The 12,905-nt window shown below is 72.7% G+C and carries 11 protein-coding genes; 3 read left to right on the top strand and 8 right to left on the bottom strand.

Features of this window, described 5'->3' with window-relative positions:
* Positions 1-88: 88 nt before the first annotated feature.
* From cysS to KME80_RS13045, 7 genes are all read right to left on the bottom strand, one after another.
* On the bottom strand, positions 89-1,462 hold the full coding sequence (gene cysS / locus KME80_RS13015) for a cysteine--tRNA ligase (RefSeq protein ID WP_219504741.1): 1,374 nt from the start codon (positions 1,460-1,462) through the stop codon (positions 89-91).
* Between the two features lie 9 nt (positions 1,463-1,471).
* Positions 1,472-3,313 carry a sigma factor-like helix-turn-helix DNA-binding protein gene (locus tag KME80_RS13020; RefSeq protein WP_219504743.1) on the bottom strand — a complete coding sequence of 614 codons (1,842 nt, stop codon included), beginning with the start codon at positions 3,311-3,313 and terminating at the stop codon, positions 1,472-1,474.
* Between the two features lie 48 nt (positions 3,314-3,361).
* Positions 3,362-5,182, bottom strand: a complete 1,821-nt coding sequence (locus tag KME80_RS13025; protein WP_219504746.1) for a UvrD-helicase domain-containing protein — start codon at positions 5,180-5,182, stop codon at positions 3,362-3,364.
* Positions 5,183-5,185: 3 nt separating this feature from the next.
* Positions 5,186-7,387: a hypothetical protein gene (locus KME80_RS13030; protein WP_219504748.1), complete on the bottom strand. Its 2,202-nt coding sequence runs from the start codon at positions 7,385-7,387 to the stop codon at positions 5,186-5,188.
* A gap of 145 nt (positions 7,388-7,532) precedes the next feature.
* Positions 7,533-8,309 carry a class I SAM-dependent methyltransferase gene (locus KME80_RS13035; protein ID WP_219504750.1) on the bottom strand — a complete coding sequence of 259 codons (777 nt, stop codon included), beginning with the start codon at positions 8,307-8,309 and terminating at the stop codon, positions 7,533-7,535.
* 100 nt (positions 8,310-8,409) lie between these two features.
* Entirely contained in the window at positions 8,410-9,471 is a 1,062-nt protein-coding gene (locus KME80_RS13040; protein ID WP_219504751.1) for an ABC transporter substrate-binding protein, read from the bottom strand.
* Positions 9,472-9,488: 17 nt separating this feature from the next.
* Positions 9,489-9,719, bottom strand: a complete 231-nt coding sequence (locus KME80_RS13045; RefSeq protein WP_219504753.1) for a putative acetyltransferase — start codon at positions 9,717-9,719, stop codon at positions 9,489-9,491.
* A 115-nt stretch (positions 9,720-9,834) separates the two neighbouring features.
* On the opposite strand from KME80_RS13045, the gene fdxA reads away from it, so the two are divergent.
* The 3 genes from fdxA to KME80_RS13060 all read left to right on the top strand — a co-directional run bounded on the left by fdxA (position 9,835) and on the right by KME80_RS13060 (position 12,071).
* A complete protein-coding gene (fdxA, locus tag KME80_RS13050; protein WP_219504899.1) occupies positions 9,835-10,158 on the top strand; it encodes a ferredoxin in 324 nt (107 codons plus the stop codon).
* 74 nt (positions 10,159-10,232) lie between these two features.
* Positions 10,233-11,303, top strand: a complete 1,071-nt coding sequence (gene dapC / locus KME80_RS13055; protein ID WP_219504755.1) for a succinyldiaminopimelate transaminase — start codon at positions 10,233-10,235, stop codon at positions 11,301-11,303.
* 99 nt (positions 11,304-11,402) lie between these two features.
* Entirely contained in the window at positions 11,403-12,071 is a 669-nt protein-coding gene (locus KME80_RS13060) for a DUF4178 domain-containing protein (protein ID WP_246644764.1), read from the top strand.
* On the opposite strand, the gene KME80_RS13065 is transcribed toward KME80_RS13060, so the two are convergent.
* Positions 12,068-12,895 carry a hypothetical protein gene (locus KME80_RS13065; RefSeq protein ID WP_308125731.1) on the bottom strand — a complete coding sequence of 276 codons (828 nt, stop codon included), beginning with the start codon at positions 12,893-12,895 and terminating at the stop codon, positions 12,068-12,070. The two genes, KME80_RS13060 and KME80_RS13065, sit on opposite strands and share 4 nt — an antisense overlap.
* Positions 12,896-12,905 lie beyond the last annotated feature (10 nt).

Raw genomic sequence — 12,905 nt, forward strand, 5'->3', positions numbered from 1 at the left:
CCACCCGCCCCGCCGCACTGCGTACGGCGGGGCGGCTGGGCAGCGGATCAGGCGGGTCAAGCGGACCAGGCGGCTCAGGCGGCCGGGCTCAGCCCCAGCTCTGGCCGTCCGGGGTGTCCGACACCCTGACCCCCAGCTCGGCCAGCTCGTCGCGCAGCCGGTCGGCCGCCGCCCAGTCGCGCGCCTCGCGCGCCCGCGAGCGCTGCTCCAGCAGCTCGGCCGCGCCCCCAGGCAGCGCCGCCGGGGCCCTGCCGATCTGCGTCGACAGGTCCAGCGCCAGCACCTGGTCCAGGTGCAGGAACGACTCGAACTTGGCCCCGGGAGCCACCTCGGGGTCGCGCTCCAGCTCGCGCATCAGCCGCAGCGCCGACGGCGTGTCGAGGTCGTCGTCGAAGGCCGCCTCGACCCGCTGCACGTAGTGCGCGGCCATGGGCGAGCTGGGCGACTCCGACCACTCGGCCACCCGGGTCCGCCAGCGGCGCAGCGTGCGGTCGGCGGCCCGCAGGGTGTCCCAGGTGAGGTTCATCTGCTGGCGGTAGCGGTGCTCCAGGAACGCCAGCCGCACCGCCAGCGGGTCGAGCCCGGCCTCGGTCACGTCGGACAGCAGCACCACGTTGCCGCTCGACTTGGCCATCTTGCGCCCGTCGAACAGCAGGTGCTCGCCGTGCACCCAGTGCTTGACCACCTCGTGCCCGGTCGCCGCGCCGGACTGGGCGCGCTCGTCCTCGTGATGCGGGAAGCGCAGGTCGATGCCGCCGGTGTGGAGGTCGACGCGCTCGCCGAGGAACCGCAGCGACATGGCCGAGCACTCCAGATGCCAGCCGGGGAACCCGGCCCCCCAGGGCGCCTCCCACGACAGGTCGCCCTCGGCGGGCTTCCACAGCGCCCAGTCGGCGTGGAAGCGCTTGCGCGGGTCGACGGCCTCGATGCGGTGGGCGGGCTGCAGATCCTCCAGCCGGTTGCCCGAGATCTCCCCGTAGGAGGGGAAGGTCCGTACGTCGAAGAACACCGATCCGTCCGGGACCGTGTACGCGTGTCCCCGCTCGATCAGCTTGGCCACCAGCTCGACCATCGGCTCGATCGTCTCGGAGGCGCGCGGCGTGTGCTCCGGCGGGCGCAGGTTGAGCGCCAGCGTGTCGCGGCGGAACTCCTCCTCGTACGCGCGCGCCAGCTCGGCGGGGGAGCGCCCCTCGGCCCGCGCCTGCATGCGGACCTTGTCCTCACCGGTGTCGGCGGCGCTGTCGTCCGTCACGTGGCCGACGTCGGTGATGTTCTGGCAGACGACCATGCGCACCCGCTGCCGCTCCAGCACCCGCCTGATCAGGTCGGACAGCAGGTAGGAGCGCAGGTTGCCGACGTGGGCCGACCGGTAGACGGTCGGCCCGCAGGTGTACATGCGCAGGGCGCGGGATCGCTCGATCTCCTCGACCTGCCTGGCACGCGTGTCGTAGATCCGCAGCATCCCCCGATGCTAGCCGCCCAGGTAGCCGAGGATGTCGCGGTCGCCGCGCTCCCGCAGCCTGGCGAGCACCTCCTCGCGTGTCGCCGTCTCCGGCAGGCCGATGCGCGCGCCGATCAGGCGCAGCCCCTCGGCCTCGGAGCTGACGGGCGCGGTGTAGCCGATCAGGTAGAGGGCCCGGTTCAGCGGCGGCATCGCGGTGGCCGCCGCCGGCAGGTGACGGGTCAGCAGCTCGCCGCCGTCGGAGACGGTCAGGAAGACGTGGTCGCCCTCGCTCGCCTTGAAGTCGGCCAGCACGTTGCGGATCGACCCCATCGTCGGCTGGTTGTGCCAGCTGATCACCACGTCGCCGGTCGCCGTGGACGCGGTGAGCTGCCCGCCGGGCGCCATCCCCAGGTAGGCGGCGAACCCGGTCGGCAGCGGCGACCCCGAGCCGCGCAGGTGCTCGGCGTTCACGTCCACCCGGTGCCACCAGCGGCCGTCGCGGCTGCGGAAGCTGCGCCGCGTCTCGGAGACGTCCTTGCGCGGCTGGTACGGCTCCGACTCCCCGGTGGGCGAGGTGCCCGCGACGCGGATCCAGCCGCGCTGGGTCCGCTCGAACCCCGGGCCGCCCGAGTAGGCGCGCACCGAGCTCTCGCTGACGTCGTAGCGGGAGGTGAGGTTGGTGACGATCGTGCTGACCGACGCCTCGCCGCCGGCCCGCTCGATCTCCCGGGCGATCATCTCCCGGATGCCCAGGTACTCGTCGCCGCCCCAGCGGGTCAGGCCGTACTTGTTCCTGTCGACGCGGCGGAAGCGCTCGTCGGCGGTGAGCTGGTTGCGGATGCCGACCAGGCTGTAGTCCTCGCCGATGCGCTCCTGGATCTCCTCAGGCGTCAGCGGGCGCCCGGCCACGGCCAGCACCGCCTCGGCCTTCTCGTTGATGCTGCGCGGCCACGGCACCACGTGCTGGTCGAGCACGCGCAGTTGCGGCACGGCGAGGATCCAGCGCTCGGCCACGTCCTCGCGGACGCCGAGCTGGGTGACCATGGCTACGGCCTCGCCCAGCGGGTGCGGGCCGTCGGCGAACAGCTGCCTGGTCTTCTCGCGCAGCTCGTCGGCGCCGCCCGCGACCAGCCACCCGTCGGCCTGCTCGTAGCCGGTCAGCAGCGTGCGCACGAACCGCCAGGCGGGGATGCCCAGCGTGCGCAGGTCGCCGCGGTGCCACGGCACGGCGGCGGCCAGGTCGTCGGCGGGCACGGCCGAGCCGAGCCGGCCGCGCAGCCAGGCGACGTGGGCGACCAGCGCGGCGGCGTCCGGCCCGGCCAGCCAGGCTTCGACGTGGTCGCGCAGGTCGCGTTCGATCTGCCGGATCCGTTCCCTGGTGACCGAGAAGCGCTGCGCCAGCTCGTCCAGCGTGGCCCGGTCGGCCGCGTACAGCCGGTCGCGCGCGATAGCCTGCTGGCGGTCGTCCAGCGCGCCGAACAGGGCGTCGATCAGCTCGGGCAGCGGCTTGTCCTGGCGGGCCGGCACGGGCGCGACGGCGGCGGGTTCGAGCAGCCGGTCGAAGACGCCCCCGTACAGCTTCTGCACCACGTCCTTGCCGAGCATCTCCGGGGTCCGCTCGGCCTCGGCCGGGTCGGAGAAGCGCAGCAGGGGAAGGATGTCGCCCAGGAGCAGGTGTCCCCAGAAGGCCACGGACAGGTCGGCGAGCCGGGACGCGACGGCCTGCGTGCCGGCGATGGCGCACACGCGGTCGAGCGGGATCGCCTGCCACCACGCCTCGGGCAGCTGGGGCTCTTCCGCGATCGGCGCGATCTGGCCAGGGGAGGTCCAGCGCAGGGGTGGCGCGAGGTCACTCAGGCTGAGGTTCATTGGGGTCCAACCGGCAAAGGGAAGATATCCGCAGTTCAGACTATGTGATCAGAAGGACAGAAAGGGGCTACCTCTTCCGGAATGGGATATGTAGAGCAATGATCGGGCACGCGTGCACGCGACGAACAGCATGCTCCGCTCCCGCTGCAACGCCCTGGCCCGGGCCCCCGGATCGTCGGGCGGACGCTCGGGGACGACGCCCTCGGCCACCCCGATCAGCGCCACCCGGTCGAACTCCAGGCCCTTCAGATGCGCGAACGCCGACACCCGCACCGGCACGTCCCGCAACGCCCGCCGGGCCGCGCGCACCTGCTCCGGGCCGCGCGCGCCCACGGCGATCCGGTCCGCCGGCACGCCGTCATCCAGCCAGGCAGCGATCACGCTCTCCAATCCGGACAGCTCCGCCTCGGGCGACTCGAAGGCCCGCACCACCGGCCGCGCACCGAAGTGCGAGCCGCGGAAACCGTACATCGCCGACATGCCCTTGACCAGCCCATCGGCCGGACCGCCGCCACGCACCCGCACCGCGAACGCCAGCGTCTCGCGCGAGAGCCGGTGCGACAGCCGAAGCTCGTGCGACTCGGCCGGGATGCCCACCGCGCCCAGCGCCACCCGCGTGTCGGTCACCCGCTGGTGCGGGTCCCCGACGACGAACAGGTCGTCGTGCGCGCGCGGCGCAGCCGCGCGCAGCAGCCGCCACTGCGCCGGGCTCACGTCCTGCCCCTCGTCCACCACGATGTGACGGTACGGTTTGCGCCCCGGCTCCAGCTCGTCGAGCACGTCGCCCGTCGTCCTGGCCAGCAGCCGCAGCGCCTCCTCGGTCAGCTCGGCCATGCTCCGCGCGCCCGGCCCGACCAGCGCCGGACGACGCCCCTCCGCCAGGCCCACGATGCGCATCGCCAGCCGTTCCGGATTGTCCACGTCGATCCGCTTGCGCAACGCCACGTCCCGCACGAGCAGGTCCAGCCGCGTCGCCAGGTCCTCCGCCAGCCCCTGCGAGAACGTCACCAGCAGCACCGGCCCGCGCCCGTGCGCCGCCAGATGCGCCGCCCGGTGCAGCGCCACCACCGTCTTGCCGGTGCCCGCCCCGCCCACCACCAGCACCGGACGCTCGTAACGCGCCGCCCTGGCCAGCCGGTGCTGCGGCGGATGCACGTACGTGCACCACTCCGGCGCCGTCAGCACCTGGTCCAGCTCCGACTTGTCCGCCGCGAACGCCGCCCGGTCCGGGCTGCGCAGCAGCGCCGCGTGCAGATCCTCCGGATCGACCGGCTCCTCCGGCTCCGCCAGCGCGCGGCAGCCGTCCAGCTCCCGCCACGCCTCCGTCAGCGTGCCGCCCCTGGCCAGCACCGCCAGCGGCAGATACTGCGTCGGCGGAAGCAGCGGCTCCAGCGCCTCCAGGTCCGCCTCGGTCGTCACGAGCCGCACCAGAGGCAGCGCCCGCGCGTCGATGCCCAGCGCCAGCAGATCACCATCACAGATCCGCTCGAACAGCCGCGAAGCCCCCGCAGACCGGCGTAACGCCGGCTCCACCCGCTCCAGCGCCTGCGCGTCCCACTCCTCGACCACGCCGATCACCGGGTTGACGCCGTAACGATGCCGCTGCGCGAACGACCAGGCGTCCGCGTCCGGCAGCACCGTGCGCAGCCAGTAGACGTCCCGCTGCCGCACCACCACCCCGCGCAGCCCCTCGGCCAGCCGCAGCGTCGCGACCCGCGCGTCCCGGCCGCCCCGCACCCGCTCGGGATGCGGCGCGCCCGCCACGTTCAGCAGGAACCGCCGCAACGCGACCACGGCGTCCCTGCGCACCGGCTGGGCCAGTGCGCTGAGCTCCCTGGGGGACTCAGGGCCGATCGCGAGCCGCGGCACGGCTCAGTCCAGAAGGCCGAGCAGGTCGCGGTCCCCGCGCTCACGGAGCCTGGTGAGCAGCTCGGGCAGCCCCACCGGGCCGGTCATCCCGATCCGCGTCGCGATCACCCGGGCCGCCTGCTCCCGCGTGCCGCCCGGAGCCGTGTATCCGACCAGGCGCAACGCCTTGGTGATCTTCTCGGCGCCCTGCGCGGCCACCGGCAGGTGCCGGGCACGCAGCACGCCCTCGTCCGACAGCGTCAGGAACAGGTGGCCGCCCTCCTTGGCGCCCACGTCCACCAGCAGCCGCTCGATCGACTCCAGCACCGGCCTGCCGTGCCAGGTCATCGTCAGCTCACCCGCCGCGCTCCTGACCGTCCTGCTCTCACCCGGTGACAGCCCCAGGTAGGAGGCGAACCCGGTCGGCAGCGCGCACTCGCCTCCGGCGAGCTGCTCGGCCGTCACGTCGATCCGTAGCCACCAGCGCCCGTCCGGCTGGCGGAAGCAGCGGCGGGTCTGCGACACGTCCTTCAACGGCTGGTACGGCTTGCCGTGCTCGCCCGAGTTCCCGTTGCCGTCCCCCGGCACCGGCACGGCCGGGGCGAACGCCTGGAACTGGGACGGCACCGGATCCGGCGGCACGAACCCCGGCGGCAGCGCCCCCAGCGGCCCGAGAGACCCGAGCGGCGTCGGCGGCTGCAACGGCGCCGGGGCCGGCTTCGGCGTGAACGCCGACGGGGCCGGGGGCGCCGGAGGTGCCTGAGGGACGGGCGGCGCCGGCGGTCCGGGTGGTGGAGCCGGCGGGCGCGGCGGCAGCGTCGCCAGCACGAACTGCCACGCGGGCACCTCCAGCGCGCGGATCTCCACCCCGTGCCAGTCGGCCGCGTCGATCAGCCGCTCCTTCGGCGCCGCCGGGCCGATCGTCCTGCGCAGCTCGTCCAGATGCGCCCGGTACGGCGCCGCCTCCTCGCTGGCCAGCCAACTGTCCAGCTTCGCCCAGAGCCGCTCCTCCGTGGCGGAGATCTCCGCCGGCGGCACCGCGAACAGCTTCGCCAGCTGGTCCACGGCCGACGGCTGGTCGGTGAACACCCGGTTCTGCGCGACGGCCCAGCTCTTGTCGTCCAGCCCGGCGAACGCCGCCTCGATCAGCTCAGGCAGCTCACCCGCCTGCGCCGACCCTTCCCCGGCGGAGTCCTGGCCGCCCGCCTCCTCGGCCCCCTCACCCCAGCCGGCCTGCGCAGCGAAGGCCCCAGCGGGCTCATCCGCGGCGTGCTCCTCGTCGGCGGCGGCATCCTCGTGCTCGCGCTCGTCGTCGTCGGCGGGGGCCGCGTCCTCGTGCTCCTCCGCGAGGGCCGCGTCTCCGGCCTCTTCGGCGGAGGCGGCGTCCTGGCGTTCGTCCTCTTCGGAACGGTCACCCTCGGCGGCGGGGTGCGGGGCCTCCTGGGGCGCGCCGTCCGCGGCGAAAAGCGCGGCCGCGCGCTCCTCCACGGGAGCCGCGTCCTCGTGCTCCTCGGCGGCGGCGTGCTCGCGCTCGTCGTCGGCGGCGTCCTCACGCTCCCCAGCGGCGGTGCCGTCCTCACGCTCCTCGGGGGAGGTGGCGTCTGCGCGCTCCTCCTCCCCATCCGGACGCCCGCCCTCGGCGGCGGGGCGCGGGAGCTCCTGGGGCGCGCTGTCCGCGGCGAGGGGCGCGGCTGCGGCCTCCACAGCGGGCGCCGCGTCCTCGGCGGGGGCGGCGTCCTCGGGCTCATCGTTCTCGGGACGTTCGCTCGCGACGGCGGGGAGGGGCGTGGCGGGGAGTTCGCGCTCGTCGTCGAGGGTGACCGCACCGGACCCGGGGCCGGCCCAGGCGCCGGCGCCCGGGGCCAGCCGGTGGAGTGCGGCCGAGAAGAGGGTGCCGAGCACGGGCCGGGCCTGGATGAACGGCTGGTCGGCCAGCTCGCGCCCGGTGAGCGCCAGCAGCCCCGGCCACGACCCCGCGCGGTCGAGCGCGATCGCGACGTGCGGTTCGTCCGCCTCGTCGGGGTCGAGCACGTGCAGCGCGGGCAGGATGTCGCCCACGGCGGCGGCGGGCCAGTGCTCCAGGGCGATCTCGGTGAGGAGTTCGCCGAGCGATTCCGGTCCGATGGCGGCGAGCACCCGGGGCATGGGCAGGCTGCGCCACCAGGCGTCCGGCAGGTCCGGCTGCCCGGTGAGCAGCGTGATCGTGGACGAGTCGCTCCACCTCAACGGTGGTACGAGGTCGCTCAGGCAGAAGTTCATCCCGTTCCGTTCACCAGCCCCTCACGCCGCCGTCTTGTAGCGGTGCCATCGTCGTCGCCCACGGAACAGACCATAGTCCGGCAAAACAGCCCTACGCATCATGCACTACGCATCAGCGTCGAACGGCGGCAAACCGTAGGCGCACGTAGTCGGCCATCCAGCCGCTCTCCCTGCGAAGGGCGGGCGCGGCGAGCTCGTTCACCCGCTGGAGCAGGGGTTCCACGAGGTCCTGGGGCAGCCCGTCGAGCGCCGAGGCGGCGAACATGCGCACCCAGTCGGCGGCCCCGCGCGGGCATTCGTCGAGCGGGGTGGGCCGGTCGAAGTACTCCAGCAGCCGCACGACGAAGCCTTCCTGCTCCAGGCGGCGGGCGTACTCGGCGGGGGTGGGGAAGTACCACGGCAGTTCGGGCTCGCGCAGGCCGTGCTCGCGCCAGGCGGTGAGCATCGCGGCGGTGAGCTCGGCGCAGTTGCCGGAGCCGCCCATCTCGGCGACGAAGCGCCCGCCGGGGGTGAGGGCTTCGCGCACGCTGGCGATGACGGCGGAGGGCTCGCGGCTCATCCAGTGGAGCGCGGCGTTGGAGAAGACGGCGTCGTACGGCCTGGCCACGGTGAAGTCGTGGCCGTCGCCGACGATGAAGTTCATGCCGGGGTACTGCGCGATGGCCTTCTCGATCATGGCGGCGGAGCCGTCGATGCCGAGCACCTCGGCGCCGCGGAAGGCGATCTGCGCGGTCAGCACCCCGGTGCCGCAGCCGAGGTCGAGAACCCGTTCGCCCGGTTGGGGGTCGAGCAGGTCCACGAGCGGCGCGCCCTGCGTGGACACGTAGCCGAAGCTGCTGTCGTAGGCGCGACTGTTCCACCGCTCCACGCTCGGTGTGTCGTATCGCAAGCCGATCAGCTCTCATTCGTCAGACATCGGGCCCCCGTGGCCGTGCTGTCCGTTCACTTTAGAGCCAATTGTCGCTACGACATATCAGGTCACTTCAGGCTCATCCCACGCTGCGCGCCCACTCCTTCCTCAGGTACGCCTTGGCGGCGTCCGTCTGCGGGATGGTCAGCAGCACGGGCGGCCCGGGGGCGACCGGCAGCTTGGCCGCCTGCTCGGTGTCGAGCGTGCCCTTCATCAGCATGGCCTCGCCGCGCGCCGGCCTGGCGTACCCCTTCTGGAACAGGTTCTGGCCCTCGTCGGAGAAGAGGAACTCCTGCCACAGCCGGGCGGTGGCCGGGTGCGGGGCGTCCTTGTTGATCGCCTGTACGTGGTAGGCGCCCAGTTCGGCGCCGCGCGGGATCGTCACCTTCCAGGAGGTGGCGTCCTGGGCGGAGCGGGCGGCGTTGAGGTGGTCCCAGTCGACGATCACGTTCGCGTGGGCCGGGTCGGTGAGCTGCCCGGCCTGCTTGAGCCTGCCGAACAGGTCGACGGCGCGCTTGGGCTGCGGCATGCCGCCCTGCAGCGACGCCGCCATCACGCCCTTGAACGCCGCGGCCGAGCGCAGCGGGTCGCCGTCGAGCGCCACCTTGTAGCCGGGCTTGAGCAGGTCGCTGAACGACGCGGGGGCGGGCACGGCACGCGGGTCGTACCCGAGCGACATGTAGCCCCCGTAGGCGGCGTACCAGGCGCCGCGCGGGTCCTTCACGTGGTCGGGCAGGTCGAGCCAGCCCTGCACCTTGTACGGCGCGAACCGGTGCGCGTTGGCCACGGCCACGTCCATCGTCAGGTCGAACACGTCGGGTTTGAGCTGTGCGGCGGCGTCCAGCGAGCGCTTGCTGTTGGCCCCGGGCTCCAGTTCCTTGACCTCGATGCCGTACTTGTCGGCGAACGTGTCGATGATCTCGCCGTAGTTGACCCAGTCGCGGGGCAGCGCGATCACGTGCAGCGTGCCCTCCTGCTTGGCGGCCTGGGCCAGGCGCTCCATGCTGGTGAAGCCCTCCTTCATGGAGGCGGCCCTGGCGTTGACCGGCGGCCCCGTCGGGGCGGCTTCTTGGGTGGACGACGCGCCGCATCCGGCGCTGGCGAGGATGGCTACTGCGGCGGCGCAGGTACGTACGGTCACAAGCTGAATACTTACGGTTACTTCCGCCCGGGTCGAGGAGGCGCGGCGGGAACGACGCGCCCGGCCACCAGCGTTTCCTCGGAAATCTCCACCAGGGTGCCGTCGCGCTTGCGGACGCGCAGCACGCCGCCCTCCCACGATTCGAGGATTCCCACGGCGTCGCGGAACCCTCCGGGCACCTTCCGGCGTGTGGTGATCCGTGCGCCGATGTCCGCGGCTGAGATAGTGATGACGAGGCGAGCGGCCACGAGTTTGCCACCCTCCGTTTCAGCCGGGGTCCGGGCACGGCAATACTAGGGCCTAGCAAACCGCGGTCAGAGTCATGCCATGGTGCGGAATGGTGCGGAGAAGAAGGAGCTCGAGGTGACCTACGTCATCGCGCAGCCTTGCGTGGACGTCCTGGACAAGGCGTGCATCGAGGAGTGCCCCGTCGATTGCATCTACGAGGGCGAGCGCATGCTTTACATCCACCCCGACGAGTGCGTGGACTGCGGCGCGTGTGAGCCTGTGTGCCCGGTCGAGGCGATTTTCTACGAGGACGACCTTCCCGAGCAGTGGAAGGACTTCTACAAGGCCAACGTCGACTTCTTCGAGGACCTGGGCTCGCCCGGTGGCGCCTCCAAGGTCGGCAAGATCGAGAAGGACCACCCGGTGGTGGCGGCCCTGCCGCCGCAGGCCGAGGGATAGCGGGCGCAGGCACGCCCGCGGGTGCTCTGCCCGCGGGTCGTTCCCGCATGTACGGCGCCCGACCAAGGAGAAACGTGAACAACCTGCCCGACTTTCCCTGGGACCGGCTGGAGCCGTACAAGGAACGCGCCCGCGCCCATCCCGACGGCATCGTCGACCTGTCGGTCGGCACGCCCGTCGACCCGGTGCCCGCACTCGTCCGTGACGCGCTCGCCGGGGCGGCGAACAGCCCCGGCTATCCCTTCACGCACGGCACGAAGGCGCTGCGCGAGGCCGCGGCCGGCTGGCTGCGCCGCAGGCACGGCGTCAGCGTGGGCGAGCAGGACGTGCTGCCGCTGATCGGCTCCAAGGAGTTCGTGGCCTGGCTGCCGACCTACCTGGGCGCCAGGCGGGTGGTCTTCCCCGAGCTGGCCTACCCCACCTACGACGTGGGCGCGCGGCTGGCCGGGGCCGAGGCGACGGCCGCCGACGGGCTGCTGAAGCTTGGGCCGGAGCGCGCAGACCTGGTCTGGGTCAACTCGCCCGGCAACCCCACCGGCAAGGTGCTGCCTGTCGAGCACCTGCGCAAGGTGGTGGCGTGGGCGCGCGAGCGCGGCGCGGTCGTGGCGTCCGACGAGTGCTACATCGAGCTGGGCTGGGAGGACCGGCCGGTCTCGATCCTGCACCCCGACGTCTGCGGCGGCTCGCACGAGGGGCTGCTGGCGGTGCACTCGCTGTCCAAGCGCTCCAATCTGGCCGGCTACCGCGCCGGGTTCGTGACGGGCGATCCCGTCCTGGTCAAGAGGCTGCTGGAGATCCGCAAGCACGCCGGCATGCTGATGCCCCAGCCGGTGCAGGCGGCGATGACGGTGGCGCTCGGCGACGACGCGCACGCCGACGCGCAGCGCGAGCTCTACGCGGCCCGGCGGGCGGCGCTGCGGCCCGCGCTGGAGGCGGCCGGATGGCGGATCGACCATTCGACGGCAGGGCTGTACTTCTGGGCCACTAACGGGCAGAACTCCTGGGACCAGGTAAGCAAGCTTTCCGAAATCGGCATATTGGTCGCGCCGGGCGAATTCTATGGATCAGCAGGTGAGCGGCACGTGCGCATCGCGCTCACGGCCACTGACGAACGGATCGGTGCGGCGGTGCGCCGCCTCCAGTAGGATCGCCCCGCAAGCGCCCCTTCCCGGGGGTGACATCCGCGAGCACAAATAGATATCGGTCGTTTGCCTAGGCGAACCGCGAGTGGAGCGAGCCGAACGATGAGCATGACCTCCGTGGTCGTCCTCGGGCTGAGCATCGCCACCGTCCTCCTCCTTCTGGGGGCCTTCCTGGCCACCCTCCGCCAGGACAGGAAAGGCCGCACGACAGCGCCACCGGTCGAGGCCGCTCCCGTCGAGCCCCCGCTGCCGGCGCCGGTCAGCGAGCCCGCGCATGCCGGTGCCGACTACACCGACCCGCGCACCATCAAGGTCGGCGACAAGATCGAGGTGTACGGGGCTCCCGCCCGCGTGCTCGGCGCGATGCACCTGTCCTGGCAGGGCCAGCAGTGGATCGAATACCGGCTGCGCGACGCCGCCCGGCGCGTCCAGTGGCTGTCCGTCGAGATGCGCCAGGGCCCGGCCGCCGGCGACCCGCCCTTCCTGGAAGTGCTGCTCTGGACCGGAGTGCCGACCCAGGGCATGGTCCCCGCCCGCAGCTCGCTGGTCATGGACGACGTCGAGTTCCACCCGCTGGAGCGCGGCACCGCCGCCTTCCGCTCCGAAGGCAACACCGGCGCCCCCGACCGGGGCCTGCTCGACTTCGCCGACTACCGCGCCACCGACGGCCGCCTGCTCTCCTTCGAGCGCATCCAGGGCCAGGCGTGGACCGCCTCCTACGCCCAGCCGCTCCCGCCCGGCTCCATCTCGATCGTCAGCCGCGCCACCTAGGCGAGCTCGACCTGCCTGGCCCCCGCCTTGCCGCCTTCCTTCCAGCCGGTCGTCTCGACGTCGTTGACCCAGGTGGCCCCGCTATAGGCGACCTGGCTCAGGCCATACTCCTGCGCGTGGGCCACCGACCAGGCGGCGATCAGCCACCCGCGCTTCTCACTGGTGACGGCGGCGCTGCCGAGCGCCCGGGTGAGCTGGCGGCGCGCCTCCCGGGTCCGCGCCTTGCGGGCCGCCTGCGTGACGCCGGGGTCCGACGGATAGACGCAGTGCACAGCCCTGGGCAGCCTGCCGGTGAACGCCGCGGCGAGGATGCGGGCGTCGTGCTCGTGCTGGGCGTAGGCGTAGCCGGCGGCCGAGCGCTGCACCGCCTGGGCCGCGTCGGCGATCGGCATCTTGCGGTAGCCCTTGACCTTGGCCAGCGCGGCGAAGAACTTGTTGGCCGAGTAAACAGGGTCCATGATCTGCTTCTTGGTGCCCCAGCCCTGCGACTCGCGCTGCTGGAAGACGCCCACCGAGTCGCGGTCGCCGTAGTTGACGTTGAAGAGCTTCGACTCCTGCAGCGCGGTCGCGTAGGCGATCACCACCGCCCTCTCGGGCAGCTTGCGCCGCGCCGCGACGGCCGCGATCGTGGCGGCGATCTGCGCCTGCTCGACGTCCAGGCTGAGGGCGACCTGGTCCTTGGTGAGCGCGACGCAGCCCGGCTCCGTGACGGCCAGCGGCTTGGCCCGCTTGAGCAGCTGGTAGAGGCCGAACGAGATGGCCACGGCCAGGACGACGACGATCACCGCGATGGTGACGACGCCGCGGGAGAAGCGCAGGTGCACGCAGAAGAAC

The sequence above is a fragment of the Nonomuraea ceibae genome, from assembly GCF_019396325.1.
Classification (GTDB): domain Bacteria; phylum Actinomycetota; class Actinomycetes; order Streptosporangiales; family Streptosporangiaceae; genus Nonomuraea; species Nonomuraea ceibae.

Bases quoted from the DNA above. Each gene is read 5' to 3' on its own strand.
- cysS (WP_219504741.1), bottom strand. From the start codon at position 1,462: ATGCTGCGGATCTACGACACGCGTGCCAGGCAGGTCGAGGAGATCGAG.
- KME80_RS13020 (WP_219504743.1), bottom strand. From the start codon at position 3,313: ATGAACCTCAGCCTGAGTGACCTCGCGCCACCCCTGCGCTGGACCTCC.
- KME80_RS13060 (WP_246644764.1), top strand. From the start codon at position 11,403: ATGAGCATGACCTCCGTGGTCGTCCTCGGGCTGAGCATCGCCACCGTC.